Source organism: Flavobacterium sp. IB48, from assembly GCF_016405855.1.
In the GTDB taxonomy this organism is placed as follows: Bacteria; Bacteroidota; Bacteroidia; order Flavobacteriales; family Flavobacteriaceae; genus Flavobacterium; species Flavobacterium ginsengisoli.
The window spans coordinates 482,442-505,640 of record NZ_JAEFCA010000004.1 but is presented as its reverse complement, the minus strand read 5'-3'; the positions used below and the strand labels follow the sequence as shown (position 1 = coordinate 505,640).

At 32.8% G+C, this 23,199-nt stretch carries 25 protein-coding genes and 2 pseudogenes; 18 read left to right on the top strand and 9 right to left on the bottom strand.

All coding sequences use genetic code 11. The features are described from left to right. Positions 1-39: 39 nt before the first annotated feature. Positions 40-1,203 carry a hypothetical protein gene (locus tag JC605_RS15690; RefSeq protein WP_198857093.1) on the bottom strand — a complete coding sequence of 388 codons (1,164 nt, stop codon included), beginning with the start codon at positions 1,201-1,203 and terminating at the stop codon, positions 40-42. Positions 1,204-1,374: 171 nt separating this feature from the next. Beyond that, positions 1,375-1,725, bottom strand: a complete 351-nt coding sequence (locus JC605_RS15685) for a 4Fe-4S dicluster domain-containing protein (protein WP_111366760.1) — start codon at positions 1,723-1,725, stop codon at positions 1,375-1,377. Positions 1,726-1,885: 160 nt separating this feature from the next. Between JC605_RS15685 and JC605_RS15680 the strand changes: the two genes are divergently transcribed. From JC605_RS15680 to JC605_RS15655, 6 genes are all read left to right on the top strand, one after another. Then, positions 1,886-2,953, top strand: coding sequence for an acyl-CoA reductase (locus tag JC605_RS15680; protein WP_198857092.1), 1,068 nt, complete (start codon positions 1,886-1,888; stop codon positions 2,951-2,953). A gap of 93 nt (positions 2,954-3,046) precedes the next feature. Next, positions 3,047-4,117 carry a 3-phosphoserine/phosphohydroxythreonine transaminase gene (gene serC, locus JC605_RS15675; RefSeq protein ID WP_198857091.1) on the top strand — a complete coding sequence of 357 codons (1,071 nt, stop codon included), beginning with the start codon at positions 3,047-3,049 and terminating at the stop codon, positions 4,115-4,117. 143 nt (positions 4,118-4,260) lie between these two features. Next, positions 4,261-5,211: a D-2-hydroxyacid dehydrogenase gene (locus JC605_RS15670; RefSeq protein ID WP_198857090.1), complete on the top strand. Its 951-nt coding sequence runs from the start codon at positions 4,261-4,263 to the stop codon at positions 5,209-5,211. 103 nt (positions 5,212-5,314) lie between these two features. Further along, entirely contained in the window at positions 5,315-5,878 is a 564-nt protein-coding gene (locus JC605_RS15665) for a hypothetical protein (protein WP_198857089.1), read from the top strand. A 154-nt stretch (positions 5,879-6,032) separates the two neighbouring features. After that, a complete protein-coding gene (locus JC605_RS15660) occupies positions 6,033-6,470 on the top strand; it encodes a DUF6146 family protein (RefSeq protein ID WP_198857088.1) in 438 nt (145 codons plus the stop codon). Between the two features lie 31 nt (positions 6,471-6,501). Next, positions 6,502-6,804 carry a DUF6787 family protein gene (locus tag JC605_RS15655; protein ID WP_111366773.1) on the top strand — a complete coding sequence of 101 codons (303 nt, stop codon included), beginning with the start codon at positions 6,502-6,504 and terminating at the stop codon, positions 6,802-6,804. A 25-nt stretch (positions 6,805-6,829) separates the two neighbouring features. Here JC605_RS15655 and JC605_RS15650 read toward each other — a convergent pair whose 3' ends face one another. Continuing rightward, complete coding sequence (locus JC605_RS15650; RefSeq protein WP_198857087.1) at positions 6,830-7,114, bottom strand: hypothetical protein; 285 nt, start codon at positions 7,112-7,114, stop codon at positions 6,830-6,832. 221 nt (positions 7,115-7,335) lie between these two features. On the opposite strand from JC605_RS15650, the pseudogene JC605_RS23875 reads away from it, so the two are divergent. The 4 genes and pseudogenes from JC605_RS23875 to JC605_RS15635 form a co-directional block, all read left to right on the top strand. Next, positions 7,336-7,548 (top strand): annotated as a pseudogene (locus tag JC605_RS23875) (ATP-binding cassette domain-containing protein); the annotation flags it as partial. A gap of 216 nt (positions 7,549-7,764) precedes the next feature. Next, positions 7,765-8,214 (top strand): annotated as a pseudogene (locus JC605_RS23870) (ABC transporter ATP-binding protein); the annotation flags it as partial. Between the two features lie 120 nt (positions 8,215-8,334). Next, positions 8,335-9,099, top strand: coding sequence for a TIGR02757 family protein (locus tag JC605_RS15640; RefSeq protein WP_198857085.1), 765 nt, complete (start codon positions 8,335-8,337; stop codon positions 9,097-9,099). A gap of 180 nt (positions 9,100-9,279) precedes the next feature. Next, positions 9,280-10,626, top strand: a complete 1,347-nt coding sequence (locus JC605_RS15635) for a DEAD/DEAH box helicase (RefSeq protein WP_198857084.1) — start codon at positions 9,280-9,282, stop codon at positions 10,624-10,626. A 144-nt stretch (positions 10,627-10,770) separates the two neighbouring features. Here the strand turns inward: JC605_RS15635 and JC605_RS15630 are convergent, their stop codons facing one another. After that, the gene (locus tag JC605_RS15630; RefSeq protein ID WP_198857083.1) at positions 10,771-11,883 is read right to left on the bottom strand and encodes a lactonase family protein; all 1,113 of its coding nucleotides are present in this window, start codon (positions 11,881-11,883) and stop codon (positions 10,771-10,773) included. A 250-nt stretch (positions 11,884-12,133) separates the two neighbouring features. On the opposite strand from JC605_RS15630, the gene JC605_RS15625 reads away from it, so the two are divergent. The 6 genes from JC605_RS15625 (at position 12,134) to JC605_RS15600 (ending at position 17,706) form a co-directional block, all read left to right on the top strand. After that, on the top strand, positions 12,134-14,062 hold the full coding sequence (locus JC605_RS15625; protein ID WP_198857082.1) for a BatA and WFA domain-containing protein: 1,929 nt from the start codon (positions 12,134-12,136) through the stop codon (positions 14,060-14,062). A 68-nt stretch (positions 14,063-14,130) separates the two neighbouring features. After that, complete coding sequence (locus tag JC605_RS15620; protein ID WP_198857081.1) at positions 14,131-15,381, top strand: dihydroorotase family protein; 1,251 nt, start codon at positions 14,131-14,133, stop codon at positions 15,379-15,381. A gap of 5 nt (positions 15,382-15,386) precedes the next feature. Next, the gene (locus JC605_RS15615; protein ID WP_111366791.1) at positions 15,387-15,713 is read left to right on the top strand and encodes a hypothetical protein; all 327 of its coding nucleotides are present in this window, start codon (positions 15,387-15,389) and stop codon (positions 15,711-15,713) included. Between the two features lie 82 nt (positions 15,714-15,795). After that, positions 15,796-16,440 carry an alpha/beta hydrolase gene (locus JC605_RS15610; protein ID WP_198857080.1) on the top strand — a complete coding sequence of 215 codons (645 nt, stop codon included), beginning with the start codon at positions 15,796-15,798 and terminating at the stop codon, positions 16,438-16,440. 49 nt (positions 16,441-16,489) lie between these two features. Then, a complete protein-coding gene (locus tag JC605_RS15605; protein ID WP_198857079.1) occupies positions 16,490-17,134 on the top strand; it encodes a hypothetical protein in 645 nt (214 codons plus the stop codon). A gap of 5 nt (positions 17,135-17,139) precedes the next feature. Then, on the top strand, positions 17,140-17,706 hold the full coding sequence (locus JC605_RS15600; RefSeq protein ID WP_198857078.1) for a cysteine hydrolase family protein: 567 nt from the start codon (positions 17,140-17,142) through the stop codon (positions 17,704-17,706). Between the two features lie 109 nt (positions 17,707-17,815). On the opposite strand, the gene JC605_RS15595 is transcribed toward JC605_RS15600, so the two are convergent. Genes JC605_RS15595 through JC605_RS15580 form a run of 4 tightly spaced genes read right to left on the bottom strand, consistent with a single transcriptional unit; the run spans position 17,816 to position 20,123 of the window. Further along, on the bottom strand, positions 17,816-18,340 hold the full coding sequence (locus JC605_RS15595; protein WP_198857077.1) for a hypothetical protein: 525 nt from the start codon (positions 18,338-18,340) through the stop codon (positions 17,816-17,818). A 27-nt stretch (positions 18,341-18,367) separates the two neighbouring features. Further along, on the bottom strand, positions 18,368-18,796 hold the full coding sequence (locus JC605_RS15590) for a hypothetical protein (protein WP_233074127.1): 429 nt from the start codon (positions 18,794-18,796) through the stop codon (positions 18,368-18,370). Positions 18,797-18,840: 44 nt separating this feature from the next. After that, positions 18,841-19,344 (bottom strand): hypothetical protein, encoded by a 504-nt coding sequence (locus JC605_RS15585; protein ID WP_198857076.1) that lies wholly within the window; start codon positions 19,342-19,344, stop codon positions 18,841-18,843. A gap of 14 nt (positions 19,345-19,358) precedes the next feature. Continuing rightward, positions 19,359-20,123: an MBL fold metallo-hydrolase gene (locus JC605_RS15580; protein ID WP_198857075.1), complete on the bottom strand. Its 765-nt coding sequence runs from the start codon at positions 20,121-20,123 to the stop codon at positions 19,359-19,361. 90 nt (positions 20,124-20,213) lie between these two features. On the opposite strand from JC605_RS15580, the gene JC605_RS15575 reads away from it, so the two are divergent. Next, a complete protein-coding gene (locus JC605_RS15575; protein ID WP_198857074.1) occupies positions 20,214-21,674 on the top strand; it encodes a TonB-dependent receptor in 1,461 nt (486 codons plus the stop codon). Positions 21,675-21,947: 273 nt separating this feature from the next. Here JC605_RS15575 and bcp read toward each other — a convergent pair whose 3' ends face one another. Then, on the bottom strand, positions 21,948-22,400 hold the full coding sequence (bcp, locus tag JC605_RS15570; protein WP_198857073.1) for a thioredoxin-dependent thiol peroxidase: 453 nt from the start codon (positions 22,398-22,400) through the stop codon (positions 21,948-21,950). A gap of 101 nt (positions 22,401-22,501) precedes the next feature. On the opposite strand from bcp, the gene nth reads away from it, so the two are divergent. Beyond that, on the top strand, positions 22,502-23,164 hold the full coding sequence (gene nth / locus JC605_RS15565; protein ID WP_198857072.1) for an endonuclease III: 663 nt from the start codon (positions 22,502-22,504) through the stop codon (positions 23,162-23,164). Positions 23,165-23,199: the final 35 nt, after the last annotated feature.

The window sequence follows — 23,199 nt, the reverse complement described above, 5'->3', positions numbered from 1 at the left end:
GAACAATAAAGCCCAGGATTTCTTCTTTCTATTTATTAATTACAATTTAAACTCTAACGATGCAATAATTGCCTTTTCTTGATCTGTTGCCGTAAATCCCGAAATATCCCAATAATTAGTCAAGATTTTATTTTTCTTATTAAAGAGCGATTTTTCCTTGAAAACATCACTTTCATTATAGGTGAAATTTTGTTTATTGAAACCTGTTGTGATAAAACTATTTCTTACTTGCACATTTTTAGTTTTATCTTTTAGAACAACATTATAGCCAATTTCTTCATTAGAACTCAATAAATAATAATCATTTCCGTCCCATCTGTAGTTTACTTTAACAAACGATTTTGTAATGTTCTTATCACCCTCTTTTGTCTTTTCAACCACTTTATCGAGACTTGTAGGCGTAACCGAAATGGTAAATTCTACTATAATTTTTTTCTCAGGATCGTAAATAATTTCAAAATTATCAATCGCTTCTTTGGCTTTATCCAAAGGAACAACTGACATTACGTAGTAATCTTTGTTTTTTGAATGTCCTTTGGTTGTAAAATCATATTCCTTTTTGGCTTTTGGATCTAATAATGGCTCTAAGTATTTGAAATTTGAGTAATTCTCCATTATATTATTCAAATTATACCCTTTCAAATCAGCACTTACATCTTCTTCTAGTAATCCGTACGAACGATTTTGTTCAACCAATAAAGTAGTTGCATTATTATTTTTATCAAATTGAAAATTTACCAATCCATCATTATAATACGTATACTGATTGTCGAGCATAAAAAACTCTCTTACATATACTTTCTGTCTATGGGATATACTAATTTTCTTTGTAGAATTGTCAACCAATTTCTGCAGTATTTTTTCTGGAGATTCTTTAGATAAAACTACTTCATCTAATTTATTGTTTTTACTCTTTAAATAAACAACAAATTTTTGATCTCCATTTAAAGAAGTCCAGCGTACGGTCAAATCTTCGTAATTAGTTTCAGAAACCTGAACATTAGATCCACCAGTCAGCATAAAAGTAACTTTTCCTTCTTCATTGCTCAATAAAATCTGCTGGGTTTTCATTATTTTAACTGTAGCATTTTGTATTGGCTCAATAGTCTCTATATCCTTAACAATAATAGAATACTCTTCGTTTTGCGCCAAAACACTTACATAGTTAAATAAAACAACAAATAAAAGTAGCATTTTCTTCATAGGCATTGTTATTTTTTCAACTAAAGTATTAATTTTTTAACAATAAATCAACACTCAAAAATTTAAAACATTAACTATCAAAAAACTAACTTTTAAAAATACCTGAAATCAGGATAAAAAAAATCCTGAGTTTTTCAACTCAGGATTCTATAATTTATCAAACAATTATTCTTACTCGTTATGTAAGAAAGCTTGTCTTTCTAATAGAGTTTCTTCGTCCTCAACGTGATTGTCATCAGGTACACAACAGTCAACAGGACAAACAGCAGCACACTGCGGTTCATCATGAAAACCTTTACATTCTGTACATTTTCCAGGTACAATATAATAGATTTCATCAGAAATTGGAGTTTGCGCATCATCAGCGTCTACTTCAGTTCCGTCAGGTAAAACAATTTTTCCAGAAAGACTAGTTCCGTCTTTATATCTCCAATCATCTGCTCCTTCATATATTGCTGTATTTGGGCACTCTGGTTCGCAAGCCCCGCAATTGATGCATTCGTCAGTTATAATAATTGCCATCTTTTTATTTTTCTTAAAGTTAAAAGTCGTATAGTCTCATCGTCCGAAAAAAGTACACAAAAGACATTCTTTGCTTTTGACTTGATGACTTTTGACTTTCGACTTAATTATGCTTATTTTTGTGCAAAATTACAATCAAAACAATTCATAAACAAACATTATGACATTAGAAACAAAAAAAAGTGTTTTTGTTGAATTAGGAAAATTTTTAAGTCAGTTTTCTGAAGGCGCTTCTGCGCAAAAATCTGACGTCTTATATAATGATCTCTTTTTTGATGATTTCAATAACCTGATTCATTTATCGCAATCTCATAATGGATGGTATACTCCTGAACAGGTTTATTTCTCTATACAATCTTGGGCTGAAGCTTTGACAAAAGAAAATATTGACAAATGGCTTTCTGTTTATAAAATTGAAGAAAATAATGAGAATCCAAAAACTATTGCTTTGATTTTAGCAGGAAATATTCCCTTAGTAGGTTTTCATGATTTCTTATCGGTTTTAATTACAGGCAACACAGCTTTAATCAAAACTTCTTCAAACGACCAGCATTTATTACCATTTTTAGCTAAATATTTAATTGCTGTTGATGAAAATTTCAAAAACAAAATCACTTTCGTAGAAGGAAAACTAGAAAACTTCGACGCTGTAATCGCTACAGGAAGCAACAATACTTCTCGTTATTTTGAATATTATTTTAAAGACAAACCTTCAATCATTCGTAAAAACAGAAATTCGGCAGCGATTTTAACTGGAAAAGAAACTAACGAAGATTTAGAAGCATTGGGCGAAGATATTTTTAGATATTTTGGTTTAGGATGTCGAAATGTATCCAAGCTTTTTATTCCAAAAGGCTATACTTTTGATGCTTTTTTCCAAGCTATGTTCAAATATCAAGATGTTATTCACTATGAAAAATACGCTAATAATTATGATTATAACAAAGCTGTATTTTTAATGAGTAATTTCAAATTACTAGACAACGGATTCTTGACTTTAAAAGAAGATTCAAGCTACGCTTCGCCTATTTCTAGTGTTTTTTATGAATACTACGAAAACCTTGAAGATCTAGAAAAACGCCTTCAGGAAGACACAGATCAAATTCAATGCATTGTTAGCAGTAATTTAACTACAAATAGTATTGCATTTGGCGAAACGCAAAAACCGCAATTGTGGGATTACGCAGATAATGTCGATACTATAACGTTTTTGTTAACAACAAAGTAATAAATTGTTTAATTATTTCGAATATTTTAACGCTTTTTCGGCTCTTATTACCGAAATTTGCGTCTTTAAAATTTTCGACTATTAACAACAACCATGAAAAAACACAACTACAGCGCAGGACCAAGTATTTTACCTCAGGAAGTTTTTGAGAAGGCATCAAAAGCAATTTTAAATTTTAATGATTCAGGGTTATCTATTCTTGAAATCTCGCACCGAAGCAAAGATTTCGTTGCAGTTATGGAGGAGGCTCGTTCCCTTGCTTTAGAATTATTAGGACTTCAAGGAAAAGGTTATCAGGCTTTATTTTTACAAGGTGGTGCCAGCACAGCATTCTTAATGGCTCCATACAACTTAATGAAAGAAAACGGAAAAGCAGCTTATTTAGATTCGGGAACGTGGGCAACTGCAGCAATCAAAGAAGCAAAACTTTTCGGTGATACTGTTGTCGTAGCTTCTTCAAAAGAAGACAATTATACTTATGTTCCAAAAGGTTACGAAATTCCAGCTGATGCTGATTATTTCCACTGCACAAGCAACAATACTATCTTTGGAACTCAAATGAAAGATTTTCCAGCAACAAACGTACCTGTTGTTTGCGATATGAGTTCTGATATTTTTTCACGTGAATTAGATTTTTCTAAATTCGACTTAATCTATGCTGGAGCTCAAAAAAATATGGGACCTGCTGGAACTACATTGGTAGTAGTTAAAGAAGAAATCTTAGGCAAAAACGGAAGAACAATTCCTAGTATGCTAGATTACGCTAAACACATTAAAGGAGAAAGTATGTACAATACTCCACCTGTATTTGCTGTTTACGTTTCTTTATTAACATTACAGTGGATTAAAGAAAAAGGCGGAATCGCTGCTGTAGAAAAATTAAACAACGCTAAAGCAGAATTACTTTACGCTGAAATCGACAGAAACCCGTTATTCAAAGGTGCTGCTGCAGTAGAAGATCGTTCAAATATGAACGTAACTTTCTTATTGAACAATCCTGAACACACGGAAACTTTTGATGCTTTATGGAAAGCTGCAAACATTTCTGGATTGCCAGGACACCGTTCTGTAGGTGGTTACAGAGCTTCTATCTACAACGCTATGCCAATTGAAAGCGTTCAGGTTTTAGTTGATGTAATGAAAGCTTTGGAAGCTAAAGTTTAATTTTTTTTCGGTTAATCGTTAATTTGTTTAACTGTTTAATCGTAAAAACATTTCCTTTAGAAAAATATCAAAAAAGAAAAAATTAAAAATTGGTTTATCGATTAAACAAATTAACGGTTCACCAAATAAACAATAAACACACAATGAAAGTATTAGCAAATGACGGAATTTCTAAAAGCGGAATTCTAGCCTTAGAAAAAGGTGGATTTGAAGTTATAACTACAAAAGTAGCTCAAGAACAAGTAGCTAACTATATCAATGAAAATAATGTTGACGTAATTTTAGTTCGTAGTGCAACTAAAGTTCGTAAAGATATAATCGACGCTTGTCCTGGTATCAAAATCATCGGTCGTGGTGGTGTTGGTATGGATAATATCGATGTGGATTATGCTAAAAGCAAAGGAATTCATGTAATTAATACTCCTGCTTCATCTTCAGAATCTGTTGCTGAATTAGTTTTCGGTCACTTATTCAATGGTGTACGTTTTTTACATGATTCTAACAGAAATATGCCTCTAGAAGGAGATTCAAACTTTGACGGTTTGAAAAAAGCATATGCTAACGGAACTGAATTAAGAGGAAAAACTTTAGGTATTGTTGGTATTGGTCGTATCGGACAAGCTACTGCAAAAATGGCTCTTGGTTTAGGAATGAAAGTTATTGCAGCTGATAGTTTTATTCCTCAAGTTGATGTAAAAGTTGAATTTTTCGACGGACAATCAATTACAACTACAATCGTTTCTCAATCTTTAGAGTCTTTATTTAAAGAAGCTGATTTCATTACATTGCACGTTCCTGCTCAAAATGGTTATATCATTGGAGAAAAAGAACTTGAAATCATGAAAGATGGTGTTGGAATCGTGAATTGTGCTCGTGGTGGTGTTATTGATGAAGTAGCTTTGGTAAAAGCTTTAGATTCAGGAAAAGTTGCTTTTGCTGGTTTAGATGTTTTCGAAAACGAACCAAAACCAGAAATGGCAATCTTAATGCACTCTAAAATTTCATTAACTCCACACATTGGAGCTGCGACTGGAGAAGCACAAGACAGAATTGGTACTGAATTAGCATCACAAATTATTACTTTGTTAAGCTAATCACTTATAATTAAATTACTTGCAAAGGGATTTATTAACATTGTTTAATAAATCCCTTTCTTTTTTTGTTTAAATTTGAGTTCTAATCTAAATCCTAAAAATCATGTTTGAACAATTAACTCAATTAGTGCAACAATATGGAGGTGATGCAGTTGTAAACAATAACGCCATCCCAAATGAACATAACGAAGCTGTTATTAGCGAAACCAGCAATTCTATTTTTGAAGGATTAAAAAAGATTGTTTCTGAAGGCGGAACTGATCAAATTGCTGGATTATTCAATGGAAGTTCAGCCATTGACAGCTCAAATCCGGTAGTGCAACAAATTCAGCAACAACTAAGTGGAAATCTTGGCGAAAAATTCGGTTTAAGCAGTGCCGATTCAAATGGAGTTGCTTCCAATTTAATTCCACAGATTTTAGGTTCTCTAGTGAATAAAGCAAAAGATCCGAACGATAGCAGTTTTCAAATTTCAGATATTATAAATTCAATTTCAGGAAACAGCGGACAAGCTTCGGGAATAATGGACACCATTTCTAAATACGGAATGCAATTTGGCCTTGACCAAAATAACGACGGAAAAGTTGACGTTGCAGATGTTCTTGTAGTGACCAAAAGTAAAGGAGGAATCGCAGGTTTTATTGGAAAACTATTTGGAAGTAAATAATAAACAAAGAGTCGGAGTTGCAAAGCAACAAAGCCTTCAAAATATTAAAAAGCTGTTTGCAATTCTTGCAAACAGCTTTTTATTTACACCTTTGAACCTTCAAAAGAATGTTAAACCCCATTCTCTTTTCATCAGATATTCGTAAATTTAAGACATGAAAAAGTGCATTTCCATATTAATTGTTTTATTTACCATTATTGCGTGTTCATCGGCTTCTAAGAATATCGCCAGTACAGATACTGCTACACCAAACAAAAAAGTAAATGATACCGTTAGAATTGCAAATGATTCATTAGAATACGAAGTTATCATCATTGATAATGGATTCTCTACTTGGCTCGCTTCTAGAGCCTATCCACGAAACTATTATTCATTGCAATATCTTGAAAACAAAAACAATCTGTACGTAACCGAATGGAACAATCGTGTTTTACAACCACAGCGTTACAATCCAAATTTATACGAAATGTCTATTGATTATCGCCCAGATATTCATTATGGCTACGAAGTAAATTACTTAATTTACAATTACATGATTTATTTTCAAAATACTTACAAACAAAAGCTTTGGGGTTATGTTCCCTCAAGATAATATACTATATTTGTAATCATTACAAATAGCAATGAACAGATTAAAAAAACGCTGGGGAATCACCTCCAATTTACAAGCCATAATTATATTTATCGTTTTTGCCATCACAGGATCGGCATCTGCGTGGCTGTCTAAACCATTCTGCGTTTGGCTGGGAATTACTAAAGAAGATTTTGGAGGCTGGTTTACACTCATTCGCCTTATAATTATCTTTCCAATTTACCAAGTTTTATTAGTTGCGATCGGAACTATTTTTGGGCAATTTAAATTCTTTTGGAACTTCGAAAAGAAAATGCTTAAAAACATGGGACTTGGTTTTTTATTTAAGGATTAGTTCCTTTCTATAGCTCTTAACTTTTTTATTTTTTCTGGAAGAAATAAGTATAAATCCAAGTAAGAGTAAAAGACGGAATAACATCAGTAAAAGGCAGTATTTCCTCCAGAAAAGTCAAGACTCCTGCCACTTTCCCTACTCTTCCTTTATACATTCTTGACATAATTAGAGCAGCAATCGGCGCCCAAATTACATCTGAAAACTCCCCTAGAAACGGAATCGAAAAAGAAATCATACCAATTCCGTCCAAAACCAATCCAATGAGTAGTTTCGACATTCTGTCATCTTCTGCAACTTCTAAATCTTGCATAACACATTCATTTTTAAGTTAATCGAAATTAAAAATTATTCTCGAAATACTATTATTTCTTTTCTAAATTTAATTTTCAATATTCCCATATCAATTTACGTACCGATTTTAAATTTTAGATTTTATAAAATCAACTCGCTCTTTTTGGAATTTGGGATTTTACATATTGTAATTTGATTTTGAGCATAATCTTCGTTTCTTTGTAAAAACAGTTTCATCAAATGATACACGCAAAAAACATTCATAAATTCTACGACAAACTTGAAGTATTAAAAGGTGTCGATTTACATATTAAAAAAGGCGAAATTGTTTCTATCGTTGGTGCTTCGGGTGCTGGAAAAACAACTTTGTTACAAATTCTAGGAACTTTAGATAAACCCGATCATAATCCAGATTCATCTCTAACTATTAACGGAAAAAATGTTTTGGAACTGCAAAACATCAAAAATGACAACTCAAACCAAGAAAAAGCATTCAAAATCATTACTTGGTTAGGAGCTTTTTACTTTGTTTTATTAGCAGTTTTTGTATTATTTTTTAGAAGTAAAATAGAAAATGATATTTTCGGTTATGGCACATGGGCAGTGATACTTGCACCTACTCTATTATTGTTTTTTTATTACAGCCGATATTTCAAAAAGAAAAGCAAACAAGACAAAGTTTTATCCGATTTTAGAAATTTAAATTTAGGATTCATTTTTCAATTCCATCAGCTTTTGCCTGAGTTTACAGCCTTAGAAAATGTCTGCATTCCAGCTCATATTGCAGGCAAAAAAACAGCCGAAACAGAAGAAGAAGCAAAAAAATTATTGAATTATCTTGGGCTTTCGCACAGAATTAATCATAAACCAAGCGAACTCTCTGGCGGAGAACAACAGCGTGTTGCCGTTGCGAGAGCTTTAATCAATAAACCAGATGTCATTTTTGCCGATGAACCTTCTGGAAATCTAGATACTCATTCTGCAGAAAACCTGCATCAGCTATTTTTCCAGCTTCGTGATGAGTTCGGACAAACTTTTGTTATTGTAACACATAACGAAGAATTAGCCAACATGGCTGATAGAAAATTAGTTATGGTTGACGGCCAAATCAGTAATTAGAATAATCAGGAGCTATTTCCTGCTGTCCTTCCAATCTTTTATGCCGAACCCCGGCATAAAAGGATTTTCCCTCCCATCAGGGCTAGGGCACTCGAACACATAAGAAGATTTCATTTCAATATGAACCAAAAAGAACTCAAAGAATTTCTAGACGAAAAAGTCATTCAATATAACAATCAGGATTTCATCGAAAGTGACCCTGTTCAAATTCCGCATCTCTTCACTCAAAAAGAAGATATTGAAATCGCAGGTTTCTTAAGCGCTTCTATTGCTTGGGGAAATCGTAAAATGATTATCAAGAATTCGCATAAAATGATGGAATTAATGGGCAATACGCCATACGATTTTGTTATGTCACATTCAGATGAGGACTTGGCAAGATTGGAAACATTCGTCCATAGAACTTTTAACGGACATGATTTTGCGGGTTTCATAAAAGGTTTAAATAACATTTACAAAAATCACAACGGATTAGAATCTGTTTTTGCTAAAAATCAAGAAAAAGACAGTTTACAGAAAAGCATCAGCGAATTCAAAAAGATATTTTTTGAAACAGATCATTTAGCAAGAACTCAGAAACATATTTCAGATCCGTTGAACAATTCAGCGGCTAAGAGAATCAACATGTATCTGCGATGGATGGTGCGACAAGATGCTAAAGGAGTCGATTTAGGAATTTGGAAAAGCATTTCTCCTTCAGTTTTATCTTGCCCATTAGATGTTCATTCTGGAAATGTTGCCCGCAAACTTGGTATTCTTTCGCGAAAGCAAAATGATGCCAAAGCTCTATTGGAATTAGACACCAAATTGAGAGAAATGGATGCAAAAGATCCTGTAAAATATGATTTTGCTTTATTTGGATTGGGTGTTTTTGAAGGTTTTTAAACTTTTTAAAATCTAAAAATATACAACTGTCAGGCTGAGCGAAGTCGAAGCCCACGTTCCAATTGTTACGCTCTTCGACTTCGCTCAGAGTGACATTCAAAGTGATAATACGACATCAAAAATTACAAATTCAACAAAAAACCATGAATTTAACGTACATTTGCACAAAATTTAAAGCAAATGAGCACTTTCGAAAAATTTAATCTTCCAAAATCATTACAAAAAGCAGTTGACGAATTAGGATTTGTTACGCCTACTCCTATTCAAGAAAAATCTTTTTCTGTAATCATGTCTGGACGTGATATGATGGGAATTGCACAAACCGGAACTGGTAAAACATTTGCTTATTTACTGCCTCTTTTAAAGCTGTACAAATTTACTCATACCAATACACCAAAGATTGTAATCCTTGTTCCAACTCGTGAATTAGTAGTTCAGGTTGTAGAAGAAGTAGAGAAACTGACTACATACATGTCGGTTAAAACTTTAGGTATTTACGGTGGTGTAAACATCAATACTCAAAAAAAAGCCGTTTATGAAGGTGTCGACATTTTAGTTGGAACACCAGGACGTACTATGGATTTAGCACTTGACGCGGTAGTTCGTTTTGACGAAACACAAAAATTAGTAATTGACGAGTTTGACGAAATGCTGAATTTAGGTTTCAGACCACAGCTTACTTCGCTTTTTGCAATGATGAAAACTAAACGTCAAAATATTCTGTTCTCTGCAACAATGACAGATGAAGTTGATGATTTGTTAAATGATTATTTTGATTTTCCTGAAGAGGTGACATTAGCTCCATCAGGAACTCCACTAGAAAAAATTACACAGCTTACTTATAACGTTCCGAATTTTAATACCAAAGTAAACCTTTTAAAATATTTACTGGAAACTGACGAAAGCATGAGCCGTATTCTAGTTTTCGTAAATAACAAAAAGATTTCGGATATGCTTTTCAATCGTATCGACGAGCTTTTTGATGGACAATTTGGTGTAATTCACTCCAACAAATCTCAAAATTACCGTTTGAGTACAATGGCCGAATTTCAAGAAGGAAATCTTCGCGGTTTAATTACAACCGACGTTATGGCAAGAGGTTTGGATATTTCGAATATTACCCACATAATTAACTTCGAACTTCCAGAAGAACCAGAATTGTATATGCACAGAATTGGTCGTACGGGTCGTGCAGACGCAACGGGAACAGCAATTAGTTTTGTTACTCCAAGAGAAGAAGAATTTAAAATAGAAACGGAACTTTTAATGGATCAAGAGCTTGAAATTGCCGATTTTCCTGAAGAAGTTGAAATTTCAGAAAAGTTAATTGAAGCTGAAAAAGATAAATTACCTAGAAAGTTTCTACTGAAAAAACCAAAACTAGAAGGTGACGGTGCTTTCCATGAAAAATCTAAAAAGAACCAAAAAGTCAATCTTGGTGGTCCTTCAAAAACCAAAAAGAAAACGCATGGTTCTGTTAACAGAAATATGTTGAAGACAAGAAATGAGAAGAAGAAAAAAAAATAACTTTTTTTTAGATGCTAAGGTACTAAGTTGCTAAGGTTCTAAGTTTTTTATATAACACTAAAAAAGGGTAAAGATTCTTTGAATCTTTACCCTTTTTTAACCTTAGAAGCTTAGCAGCATCTCAGCACCTTAGAATCTTTTTTACTAAATCTTCGTAAAAACCAATCCAACTGGCGAACACAACTGGATTCTTCTGCCAGTATCTGTAAGTTTTCCTGTTGCTATATCTCTTTTAAAAATAACTATATCATTAGTATATTGATGACCTACTAAAAGGTAATTTCCTGTAGGATCGATAGCAAAATCTCTTGGACCTTTTCCTAATGTGCTTTGTTGTTCTACCAATTCTAAAGCTCCTGTTTTAAGAATTTTGTAAACCGAAATTGCATTTGCATCTACACGATCGGTAACATATAAAAAGTTTCCGTCTGGCGAAAGTTTAATTGCAGCCGCTCCTGTTCCTCCTTTAAAGTCTTTTGGAAGAATACTTGTTTCTGCTACAACTTTTAAAACTCCAGTTTTATCCCAGCTTAAAGTCGTCAAAGTTCCATCTAGCTCTTGAACTAAATACACAAATTTTCCATCTTTACTAAAAGTCAAATGTCTTGGCCCACTTCCTGGTTTTACGTCAACACTTCCTTTCAATGTCAAAATTTCGTTTTTAGCCGTTGGATTGTATTTATAAATAAACACTTTATCTAACCCCAAATCATTAGAAATCACGAACTTTTTGTCTGGAGAAAAAACCACCATGTGTACGTGAGCTTTTTCCTGACGCGCCGCATTTGGCCCTTTCCCTTCGTGCTGAATCAATTGTTGTGCTTCTGTAATGCTCCCATCAGCATTCTTTTTAAAAACTGCAATGCTTCCGCCAGAATAATTAGCCGCGATGACATGTTTATCATCATTTATCAAATGGCAAGGATCTGCTCCTAAAGCATCATTTTTATTCAAAAGATTAATTTTTCCAGACTGCGAATCATAAGAAAAAGAGCTTACAGTACTTTGAGTTCCATTTTCGTTTACGGCATAAATAAACTTATTATCTGCTGATACAGATAAATAACTCGGACTTACAACATTTTCAGAAGAACTTTTTAGCTTATATTCGCCATTAGAAGCATCAAATTCATACACATAAACACCATTGCTTTGGCAAGTATTCGTGTAAGTTCCAACCAATAAATTGAATTTATTTTGAGCTTTAACAGCTGTAATTGATAAAGCTGAAAATAAGACTAGATATATTTTTTTCATAATTTGTTTTTTTTGATTAGCTAAAATAAGCAATATATCCATTTGAAACAGTCCCTTTATTGCAAGAAATTACAAAAGTTACATTTTTTTTTGCCTCGTAAGTTCATCACAGTTATAAGTCTTACATTCTACTTTTAAGTTTACTTACAATCTCTTACACGAACTTATATGGTTTAATAAATTTTTAATTTGTATTTTTGACCAGCATCTTCGCGAAAAACAAAACGTAGTGAAGTAAATCGAAGCCAGAATGCATTTTAAACATCCCGAAATTCTATACTTTCTGTTTTTATTGATCGTTCCAATTTTGGTTCACTTATTTCAATTAAGACGATTTAAAACTTCCTATTTCACCAACGTTCGATTCTTAAAAGAACTTGCTATTCAGACTCGCAAGAGTTCTAAAATCAAAAAACGTCTTTTATTAGCTACACGATTATTATTGCTTGCTTGCGCAATTATTGCATTTGCACAGCCTTTTTTTGCAGCTGCTGATAGCAAAAACGCTTCAAATGAAATGTATATTGTTCTAGACAATTCTTTTAGCATGCAGGCAAAAGGAAAAAAAGGCGAATTACTAAAAAGGGCCGTTCAAGAATTACTTGAAAATACTCCAGAAAACACTCAATTTTCGCTTTTAACAAACACCGAAAATTTTTTGAATACTGATATTAAATCATCAAAAAATGCTTTACAAAATCTAAAATATAGCGCAACCTCTTTTGATCTTGCAACAATTACAGCCAAAATAAAAGCTCACAAATCGGCTCATAAAAAAGATATTGTCATTATTACAGATGCTGTTGGTTTAAAAGAAGCAGCTATTAAGAATCTAGATTTTGAAGAAAAGCCGTATTTCATAGTTCCAAAAGCAGAACAAAAAAACAATGTATCAATTGACAGCGTTTACATCAATCAGACTTTAGAAAATTTTTATGAAATCGGAATTAATTTATCCGCTTATGGCGAAGATTTTAAACCTGTTTCAACGGCACTTTACAATCAAAACAAATTGATTGCCAAAACGATTGTAACTTTTGATGCAAAGAAAAAGAAAATCAATTTCACGATTCCAAAAGAAGCTTTTCATGGTTACGTTGCAATTGAAGATAATGGTCTGACTTATGACAACAAATTGTTTTTTAGCATTTCTAAAAACAAAAAAACAAATGTTATTAGTATTGGTGAACCAGAAAAAAGCAATTTCTTATCGAGAATATATACTTCTGGCGAATTTAACTATAATAATTATTCTATCAGCGCTTTAGATTACAATAGTTTAGAAAAACAAAATACTATTATTTTAAACGAGTTGATTGACATTCCGCAAGCCTTGCAAACCACTTTAAAAGCTTTTGTTTCTAAAGGCGGAAATTTGGTTATCATTCCTTCTGACAAAACTTCTCTTTCAAGCTTAAATGCATTGCTGGGGAATTTTGGAAAAATTCAATTTGGGAATTTAGAGACCAACAGTAAATTAATCACTAAAATTAATTTTGACCATCCTTTATTTTCAGGTGTTTTTGAAAATAAAATAACGAATTTCCAATATCCAAAAGTAAACAGTTCATTTGCTGTTTCTAGTCCTTATCCAGCTGCTCTTTCATTTGAAGACCAGACTGCTTTTGTTACTTCTCTTCAAAACCCAGTTTCTGGAATAACCGTTTTTACAGCACCAATAAATAGCGCCAATTCAAATTTTCAGCAATCGCCTTTAATTGTTCCGTTATTTTATAAAATCGCGCAAAACAATCAGAAAACTGGCGTAAATGCTTTGACAATTGGAAACAATCAGCCTTATTTTGTTGATGTTTTATTGACTAAAGATGCTATTTTGGAAGTAAAAGGAACCGACGATTCGTTTATCCCAATTCAGCAGATTCTAAACAATAAAGTCAAATTAACCTTTAATGATTTCCCTGAAACCGCAGGAAACTACAGTATTTTTGACAAAAAAGAATGGGTTGAGAATATCAGTTTTAATTACAAAAGAACCGAAAGCGATTTGAGTCAGGTAAACACGAACGTGGTCTCTGATTTTAAAACTGCTGATACAATTTCGACTATTTTTAATACGTTACAAACAGAACGAACTGACAGCCAAATTTGGAAATGGTTTGTTATCTTTGCACTGTTATTTTTAGCATTAGAAATGGCAATTATAAAATTTGTAAAATAGAATTCGCCTTTGTTTGAAAGGCCTTTTACTTTTACAAAAATCATTTTACGACAAAAAATTATCTACATATGAAACTAATCATCAAAAGCGCCAAAATTATCGACTCCAAAAGTCCGTTTCACAATCAGACCGTTGATCTTTTAATTGCAGATGGTGTAATAGAAAAAATAGGAGTTTCTCTTCCTAATGACGATGCAGAAGTGGTACGATTTGACGATCTTCATGTTTCTCAAGGATGGTTTGACAGTAGCGTTTCTCTTGGAGAACCTGGTTACGAAGACAGAGAAACTATCTCAAACGGATTGAATGTTGCCGCAAAAAGCGGTTTTACAGCAATTGCCTTACAGCCAAATTCATTACCTATTATTGACAACCAATCTCAGGTAAATTTTGTAAAAAATAAAGCAAATGGTTTTGCAACAGAAATTTTCCCAATAGGCGCTTTAACTAAAGCTAGTGAAGGAAAAGACATGGCCGAACTTTTTGATATGAAAAACTCGGGAGCAATCGCTTTTGGAGATTACAATAAAAGTATCGACAATGCCAATATCTTGAAAATCGCTTTACAATACGTGCAAGATTTCGACGGATTAGTTATCGCATATTCGCAAGATCCGAACATTAAAGGAAACGGAGTTGTAAACGAGGGTATTGTTTCTACAAGATTAGGTTTAAAGGGAATTCCGAATTTGGCGGAAGAACTTCAAATTTCAAGAAACTTATTTTTATTAGAATATACTGGGGGAAAACTTCATATTCCGACTATTTCTACTGCAAAATCGGTAGAATTAATTCGAGAAGCTAAAGCTAAAGGTTTAAACGTAACTTGTAGCGCATCTGTTCATCATTTGGTTTTAACTGATGAAAAACTAGACGGATTTGATACTCGTTTTAAAGTAACACCTCCGTTAAGAACCGAAGTTGACAGACAAGCTTTATTGAACGGAATTGCTGATGGAACAATCGATATGATTACTTCAGACCATAATCCGATTGATATCGAATTCAAAAAAATGGAATTTGATACTGCTAAAAACGGAACTATTGGTTTAGAAAGTGCTTTTGGAGCTTTATTGACCGTTTTACCTGTAGAAACAATTGTAGCAAAACTAACTGCTGCCAGAAAGGTTTTTGGTTTGGAAAGTCATATAATTGAAGAAGGCGCAAAAGCAAACATCACTTTATTTTCAACAGAAGAAAAATCAACTTTTGCGAAAGAAAACATTCTTTCAAAATCTAAAAATTCTGCTTTTTTAGGAACCGAAATTAAAGGTTCTGTTTACGGAATTTTAAATCAAAATCAATTAGTTACAAAATAATACAAATGAATAATTCAGTCGAAGAAGGAAAACCGATCGCTATCACGAGTTATATTCTAATCATTGGCGTTTTGATTGCCATGAGTATGAATTCTGAAAACAAAAATAGTTTTGCTTCTTTTCATATCCGTCAGTCTTTAGGCTTGTCTTTAACTTTTATCTCCTTCGGAGCAATAATCAGTAATTTTGATAGTTTTTTTATCACTTTCCCAATGTGGATTTGTATTTCAATTCTGTGGACTTTCGGTATTTTTAATGCTATTCAAGGGCAAATGAGACCGATTCCTTTAGTTGGAGAATTGTTTCAAAAATGGTTTAAGAAAATCGGATAAATTTTTCAAAATTCAATTAAAAAATTCGAAATTCCAAAGTTGGAAAATTCACAATTCACAACTTACAACTCACAATTAAAAAATGAATCTATCTTTAGAATATAAAATAAGAGAACCAAAAGCAATTTTAGATAAAAATCCGTTATTGCTTTTATTGCACGGATATGGAAGTAATGAGGCCGATTTATTCTCTTTTGCTTCTGAGCTTCCAGATAACTATTATATCATTTCTGCAAGAGCTCCTTACGATTTACAGTATGGCGCTTACGCTTGGTACGCGATCAACTTTGATGCAGATCAGAATAAATTTTCAGATAATGAACAAGCCAAAACTTCAAGAGATTTAATTGCAAAGTTTATTGATGAACTAACAGCAAATTATCCAATTGATGCCAATAATGTAACTTTAATCGGATTCAGCCAAGGATCTATTTTAAGTTATGCAACCGCGCTTTCTTATCCAGAAAAAATTCAGAGAGTTGTCGCAATGAGTGGTTATTTTAATGAAGAAATTATCAAAGAAGGTTTTGAAAACAATGATTTCAAAAATTTAAAGTTTTTCGCTTCACACGGAACTGTAGATCAAGTTATTCCGATTGAATGGGCGAGAAAAACACCTGCTGCTTTAGAAAAATTAAATATTCCGCTTACTTATAAAGAATATCCTGTTGGACATGGAGTTGCTCCTCAGAATTTCTTTGATTTTAGGAACTGGCTGCTTAGTTAGTATTCAGTCATAGTTTAAGGTCGCAGTTTTTTACTAAATAATTTATTTTATGGCAACAGATTGGTATCGAAGAAAATCTTGGTCAAAAACAGATGAAGAAGAATTCTTTGCGAAACTTTCTCGTGCCAGAAAAGATGGAAGAGCTCAATATCTTAAAGTTCAAGCAATAGAATTAGTTGACACTAAAAAACCCAAGCTTTTACAAGTTGCGAAGGAGTTATTAAGCAAAGTTCTAAATGAATATCCAGACGACAACTTCAACAAAGGTTCTGTTTATCATACTTTTGGAAATATTTTTCAACTTGAAAACAATACAGAGAAAGCACTTGAATATTTTAAAAAAGCTGTTGATTTTGAAAAAATATTTCCAAATGTAATTACTCAATCGTATTTAGATTATGCTGAAATTGTAGTTAAAAATCAATTCAAAGATTTATATCCAGTAGCTGAAGAAATGCTGGAAAATAAAATTTCAGGATTGTTATTTCCTAATGAAAAATATATTGCTTTCTCTTTACTTGCAATAATAAACTTTTACAATTCTAAAACAGAGATTGGCAAAAAATATGCTGAAATGGCAAATGAAAATGCAAACGCAGAAACCTCTGGCTTGAGTTATCATAAATACTTGGGAATCGTCTTAAAACGAGATAGCCTACTAGACAAAGTAACTAAATCATTTTTAAAATCTTAATTAAAATGAATACAAAACTTGATAATCCAGCATTAATTTTAATTGATATCCAAAAAGGTTTTCACGATGTTGCGTATTGGGGAGGAGATCGAAATAATGTTGATGCAGAGCAAAAAGCGGGCGAACTTCTGAAAATTTGGAGAAGCAAAAAATTGCCTATTTTTCATGTTCAGCATTGTTCTTCAAATCCAAATTCGATTTTAAACGAAACAAATCTAGGTAATGAATTTCAAGATATTGTAAAACCTCTTGAAGGAGAAACAATCATCAAAAAGAATGTCAATAGTGCTTTTATTGGAACGAATTTAAAAGAGCTAATTGACACTGCCAAAATCACAAATCTTGTAATTGTAGGTTTAACTACAGATCATTGCGTTTCTACCACAACAAGAATGGCAGGAAATTTTGGTTACAATGTTTACGTAGTTTCTAACGCAACAGCTACTTTCAATAAAAAAGGCGTAAACGGAGAAAATTTCTCTGCCGAATTAATACATCAAACCGCTTTAGCAAGTTTAAACGATGAATTTGCTCAAGTAGTAACTTCTAAATTTATTAAAACGAATATTTAGTCTTTGTTTTATCTGTCATGTTTTCAGTTTCTACAGAGTAAAAATTAAAAACATAACAGAAAACTAAAATTTTCCTTCTCATAAAAAAGATGTCTTTTGAGTAAACTACTTATTTATAAGTTTTTAGTTCATCTTCAAAATCGAGAAAATCTTCATGAAGTCCAGATATAATTTTTTCGGTTAAGTTACCTTCTTTATCTGTTTTTACCAGTACCCAGCCTATTTCGCCGTCAGAATTGCAATTGCCATAATCCAACAAATCAATGACATTGCTTATTATTCCCTTTGAAAAAGTCTTTAAAAAATCTGATAATTTTTCTTCCCCAACTAATTTTTGAATATCTAAATATTTCTCTTCTACCTCTTCATCAAAATCATATGCCAAAGAAATGTTTTCCTCAGGTGATTTTATAATATCAAAAAGACCTTTTAAAACCAAAAAGCGTCCAGCTTGCGGAATACCTTCTTTAATTTCACTAAAGGCCCAACCCAAAGGATCCAATGCTCCTGCTTCTTCAAGTTGTAATGCCAATCTTTCAAAATCATTTAATTCTGATTTACTAAATCCTTTGATGGCATGACGATAATATTTTTGCTCTTTTGAGCCCAAAATAAGTCTTTCAATTTCTTCCATGCTCTTAATAATTAGCAATAAACATCTTTATTCCCCTGTATAAAGAATCTTTACTCCTTTCTTCAAAACATATCCTTTCCACGGAATTAATTGCCAATCACCATTAACCCAAGAATCACCTTCAGATTTTCTTTCTAAAATGATAGATTCTTTTTGAGTATCAAGAAAAAGCTCAGCTTTATTTCCGTCAAAAATTACATAGGAAACTGTAGAATACGTTTTTCCATCTTCTGCATGATTCAGTCTTGTGCTATTTTCAAAAACTCTGATACACTCTTTTTTCAAAACCGACCAAGTATAACCAGCTGAAGCTTTACAGCCATGAGAATCAGAATCTCCGCCAACGACAGTTTCTTTTTTCGGTTCTTTTGGAGTTGTACTTACATTTTCTTGAGAAACTTTTTTCCCACACGAAATTGTACTAGCAATAATCAAAAACAAAAACATCTTTTTCATAATCCTATTTATTTAAAGGCCAAAAAAAATAGGATTATAAAATCCTATTTTTGATATAACCAAGTTTGATTTACTTCAAAGGTAATATTATCATCGTTATCAACAAAATATTTTAACAAGACTTCTCCCCATAATTCTCCATTGCTATAATCTGCAATAATCCATCTGTGGTTTAAAATTTTCACTTTATTAATGATAAATTTAGTTGGCCCAATCTGGTCTTGCCCTGTATATGGATTCCCTTTTGGATTTGAATTGAAATCTAATAGCTTTTCTGTTACAACCGGAATTAGTTTTTCATACAAAATCACTTTTCCTCCAGAGGCGCTATTATCAAAGTAATTTTGAGCATTTTCGTTATGCTCTAAAGAAAAATAATCAGCTTCAGCCAATTTGTTTTTCATGAGGCTAATGCTGTCTCTTAATTTCTTAGTTGTTTTATCATATCGGTCTTGTCCAAATTTCACTTCTCCGCTGTAAAATGCATACGTAAAGACATTCATTAAAATGGCAAGAATAAAAAGATAAAGCATTAAGGATTTTTTCATTGTGTGGTATATAATTAAATTGTAATTTCTAAATTGTCATAAGCCAAGAAAACATTATCTGGAAGTGTTTTCTGCACTTCTTCGTGAAACCCTAAAACATGGCTAATATGAGTTAAATAAGCTCTTTCAGGTTTAACAAGATTAATAAAATCAAGTGCTTCTTGTAGATTAAAATGCGTATTGTGAGGTTCGACACGCAGAGCATTGACTACTAAAACTTTCAAACCTTTTAGCTTTTCAACCTCAACTTGTTCGACTGTTTTTACATCTGTTAGATAGGCAAAATCATCTATTCGGTATCCAAAAACCTGAAGATCTCCGTGCATTACATTTATCGGAATTGCTGTTTTATCTCCAACAGCAAAAGGTGCATTATTTTGCACTTCTATTGTTTTTACGCTTGGAGCTCCTGGATATTTGTTTACCGTTTCAAAAACATAATCAAAGCGGCGTCTTAAATTATCTAGGACGCGTTTATGTCCATAAATCGGAATTTCACCCTGTCTAAAATTAAATGGGCGTATATCGTCTAAACCAGCAGTGTGATCTGCATGCTCATGAGTAAAGAGAATTGCATCCAGTTTCTGGCATCCGCAAGAAAGCATTTGCTGTCTAAAATCGGGGCCACAATCTACAACATACGAATGATCGTCCCATGTTATCCAAATGGATACACGAAGCCTTTTATCCTTAGCATCAGTGCTTTTGCAAACAGGATGATCGATTCCTATAATTGGAATGCCTTGAGAAGTACCTGTACCTAAAAAATAAACCTTCAATTGAACTTAATTTTTTTACAAAAATAGGATTATTTCTCTTTCATTAGAAGCCTAATTTACTAACTTTGTAACAAATCTATTTAAAACAAAATGGGTACAGAAATAAAACTCAAGGGTGACAAGGTCATCGAACAGATTCCTTCTATAAAAGACAAAGCGTTACGCATTAATTTAAACGAAAATATTTACGGAACATTTGCTGAGATAGGCGCTGGACAAGAGACAGTTAGACACTTTTTCAGATCAGGAGGTTCGTCGGGAACTATTGCAAAAGCGATGTCTGCCTATGATAAAGATTTTAGTGATGCCATTTATGGAACTGAAAGTGACGGAAGATATGTTACTGAAGAACGATTAAAAAAAATGCTTACTCATGAAGGACAAATCATTGAAGAGCGTTTAAGTCGTGAAAAACACCCTACAAAACTTTTTTTTAGCTACGCCAACACTGTTGCCACAATAGATTTTGCTAAACAATTTAAAGGTCACGGCTGGGTCGGAATTAGATATCAAATTGAACCCGATGAAGCTTATAACGAAATTATCCTGCATATTCGTTTTAAAGAGACTGATGCTAGACTACAACAAGAAACACTTGGTATTTTAGGAGTAAACTTAATTTACGGTGCTTTTTACAAATACAACGATCCAAAACGATTACTTCGTTACTTATATGATCACTTAGATAAAGATCAATTAGAGATCGATACTATCAACTTTTCTGGACCTCGTTTTGCTGATGTAGACAATCGTTTGATGAGTTTACAATTGGTTAAAAACGGAATGACAGATGCTGTAATGTTTAACCCAGAAGGTAAAAACATTCTTCCTGCAGCTATTTTATACAAAAAGAACCTTTTAGCTTTAAGAGGAAGCTTCCGTCCTGTTACAAAAGTAAATATGGACATGTATGAAAAGTCGTTAGAAATGTTCCTCAAAGAAAACAAGGTTGAAGAAAAGAATACTCTTGTAATTTTTGAAATTACGCTTTCGAATTTACGCTCTGATGGAGAAATTGACGAAAGAGACTTTATGGACAGAGCAGAATTGCTATGTTCTCTTGGTCAAACGGTTATGATTTCTAATTTCCAAGAATATTATAAAGTTGTAGAATACTTTGCAAATTATACCAAAGCCCGTATGGGATTGGCAATGGGCGTAAATAACCTTGTTGATATTTTTGATGAGAAATACTACCGCCATTTAAGTGGTGGAATTCTTGAAGCTTTCGGAAAATTATTCTACCGTGATATGAAAGTATTCTTATATCCAATGTTAGATGAAGATGGCTCATTAATGAACTCGAATAACTTAAAAGTTCATCCTAGAATGAAAGAATTGTATAAATTCTTTAAATTCAACGGAAAAGTGGTTGATATTGAAGATTACGATCCGAATATCTTGGATGTTTTCTCTAGAGAAATCTTAAAAATGATCAATCAAGGTAAAACCGGATGGGAACCAATGCTTCCTCCAGGAATTCCTGAAATTATAAAAGAACATCATCTTTTTGGATATCATCCGCAGAAAGAATTAGAACAAAATACATAATAAAAAAAGTCCCTTTTTCAGGGACTTTTTTTATTCAAGTTTCAAGTTATTCTCGGAACGATATTTTTTTAACGCAAAGCACGCTAAGTTTTTTTTACTTAAGCTTGTGCTAAAAAACGCAAAGTTCGCAAAGCTTTATGTAAATTCAGCTTTGCCAACTTTGCGGGTTTATTAGGTTTTGCATATAAAAAAACTTAGCGTGCTTTGCGTTAAACTAAACATTAAGTAAAGCAACTTGAAACCTGAAACAAAGAAAACCTGAAACAAAAATCTCTATTTCAAAATCTGCGAAGCGTGTTCTTTTGTTTTTACTTTTTCGATTACTTCTTCTATAATTCCTTTTTCGTCGATTACGAAAGTTGTTCTGTGAATTCCATCGTATTCTTTACCCATAAATTTCTTTGGTCCCCAAACTCCAAATGCGTTGATAACCGATTTGTCTTCGTCTGCAATTAAAGGAAATGGCAATTCGTATTTTTCTTTGAATTTTACTTGTGCTTTTTGGCTATCAGCACTTACTCCAAGAAGTTCGTAATTATTGGCTTGAAAACGGTGATAATTATCTCTCAAATCGCAAGCCTCAGCTGTACAGCCAGGCGTACTTGCTTTCGGATAAAAGAAAACAACTAATTTTTTCCCAGCGTAATCTGCCAGTTTATGTGTTTTTCCGTCTTGATCTGTACCTGAAAAATTTGGCGCTTTATCTCCTGCTTTTAGTGTTGTCATGTGTCTTTTATTTTAGATTGTTGATTTCAGATTTTAGATTAAAAGCAAAGATAACTTATAACTAATAATTCTTTATTTTTACAGGCATTAAAATCACCGAAATGAATAAAGAAGCTCGCGTACAATTTGTTATTGATAAATTAAAAGAACTCTACCCTACTATACCAGTTCCGCTTGACCACAAAGATCCTTATACACTTTTAATTGCTGTTTTATTATCAGCACAATGTACCGACGTTCGTGTGAACCAAATTACGCCACTTTTGTTTGCAAAAGCTGATAATCCGTATGATATGGTTAAAATGTCGATAGAAGAAATTAAGGAAATTATTCGTCCGTGTGGTTTATCTCCTATGAAATCTAAAGGAATTCATGGTTTATCTGAAATTTTGATTGAGAAACATAATGGCGAAGTTCCACAGAGTTTTGAAGCGCTTGAAGCTTTGCCTGCTGTTGGACACAAAACGGCAAGTGTGGTAATGTCTCAGGCTTTTGGCGTTCCAGCTTTTCCTGTAGACACGCATATTCACCGATTGATGTACAGATGGAATTTGTCTAATGGAAAAAATGTCGCTCAAACTGAAAAAGATGCAAAACGATTGTTTCCTAGAGATTTATGGAATGATTTACATTTGCAGATTATTTGGTACGGACGTGAATATTCGCCTGCAAGAGGCTGGAGTCTTGAAAAAGATATTATAACGAAAACCGTTGGAAAGAAATCTCTTATTGAAGAGCTTGAAAAGACAGTTTCAAAAAAATAAAGGTGCAGAGATAAAAACCTTTACACCTTTGTTAC

Excerpts from the sequence above, each read along its gene's own strand:
- JC605_RS15660 (WP_198857088.1), top strand. The coding sequence starts at position 6,033 with ATGAAAAAGTGCATTTCCATATTAATTGTTTTATTTACCATTATTGCG.
- JC605_RS15680 (WP_198857092.1), top strand. The coding sequence starts at position 1,886 with ATGACATTAGAAACAAAAAAAAGTGTTTTTGTTGAATTAGGAAAATTT.
- JC605_RS15650 (WP_198857087.1), bottom strand. The coding sequence starts at position 7,114 with ATGCAAGATTTAGAAGTTGCAGAAGATGACAGAATGTCGAAACTACTC.
- JC605_RS15655 (WP_111366773.1), top strand. The coding sequence starts at position 6,502 with ATGAACAGATTAAAAAAACGCTGGGGAATCACCTCCAATTTACAAGCC.
- JC605_RS15670 (WP_198857090.1), top strand. The coding sequence starts at position 4,261 with ATGAAAGTATTAGCAAATGACGGAATTTCTAAAAGCGGAATTCTAGCC.
- JC605_RS15595 (WP_198857077.1), bottom strand. The coding sequence starts at position 18,340 with ATGGAAGAAATTGAAAGACTTATTTTGGGCTCAAAAGAGCAAAAATAT.
- JC605_RS15605 (WP_198857079.1), top strand. The coding sequence starts at position 16,490 with ATGGCAACAGATTGGTATCGAAGAAAATCTTGGTCAAAAACAGATGAA.
- JC605_RS15590 (WP_233074127.1), bottom strand. The coding sequence starts at position 18,796 with ATGAAAAAGATGTTTTTGTTTTTGATTATTGCTAGTACAATTTCGTGT.
- serC (WP_198857091.1), top strand. The coding sequence starts at position 3,047 with ATGAAAAAACACAACTACAGCGCAGGACCAAGTATTTTACCTCAGGAA.
- JC605_RS15665 (WP_198857089.1), top strand. The coding sequence starts at position 5,315 with ATGTTTGAACAATTAACTCAATTAGTGCAACAATATGGAGGTGATGCA.
- JC605_RS15625 (WP_198857082.1), top strand. The coding sequence starts at position 12,134 with ATGCATTTTAAACATCCCGAAATTCTATACTTTCTGTTTTTATTGATC.
- JC605_RS15635 (WP_198857084.1), top strand. The coding sequence starts at position 9,280 with ATGAGCACTTTCGAAAAATTTAATCTTCCAAAATCATTACAAAAAGCA.
- JC605_RS15585 (WP_198857076.1), bottom strand. The coding sequence starts at position 19,344 with ATGAAAAAATCCTTAATGCTTTATCTTTTTATTCTTGCCATTTTAATG.
- JC605_RS15610 (WP_198857080.1), top strand. The coding sequence starts at position 15,796 with ATGAATCTATCTTTAGAATATAAAATAAGAGAACCAAAAGCAATTTTA.
- nth (WP_198857072.1), top strand. The coding sequence starts at position 22,502 with ATGAATAAAGAAGCTCGCGTACAATTTGTTATTGATAAATTAAAAGAA.
- JC605_RS15685 (WP_111366760.1), bottom strand. The coding sequence starts at position 1,725 with ATGGCAATTATTATAACTGACGAATGCATCAATTGCGGGGCTTGCGAA.
- JC605_RS15615 (WP_111366791.1), top strand. The coding sequence starts at position 15,387 with ATGAATAATTCAGTCGAAGAAGGAAAACCGATCGCTATCACGAGTTAT.
- JC605_RS15690 (WP_198857093.1), bottom strand. The coding sequence starts at position 1,203 with ATGAAGAAAATGCTACTTTTATTTGTTGTTTTATTTAACTATGTAAGT.
- JC605_RS15620 (WP_198857081.1), top strand. The coding sequence starts at position 14,131 with ATGAAACTAATCATCAAAAGCGCCAAAATTATCGACTCCAAAAGTCCG.
- JC605_RS15575 (WP_198857074.1), top strand. The coding sequence starts at position 20,214 with ATGGGTACAGAAATAAAACTCAAGGGTGACAAGGTCATCGAACAGATT.
- bcp (WP_198857073.1), bottom strand. The coding sequence starts at position 22,400 with ATGACAACACTAAAAGCAGGAGATAAAGCGCCAAATTTTTCAGGTACA.
- JC605_RS15640 (WP_198857085.1), top strand. The coding sequence starts at position 8,335 with ATGAACCAAAAAGAACTCAAAGAATTTCTAGACGAAAAAGTCATTCAA.
- JC605_RS15630 (WP_198857083.1), bottom strand. The coding sequence starts at position 11,883 with ATGAAAAAAATATATCTAGTCTTATTTTCAGCTTTATCAATTACAGCT.
- JC605_RS15600 (WP_198857078.1), top strand. The coding sequence starts at position 17,140 with ATGAATACAAAACTTGATAATCCAGCATTAATTTTAATTGATATCCAA.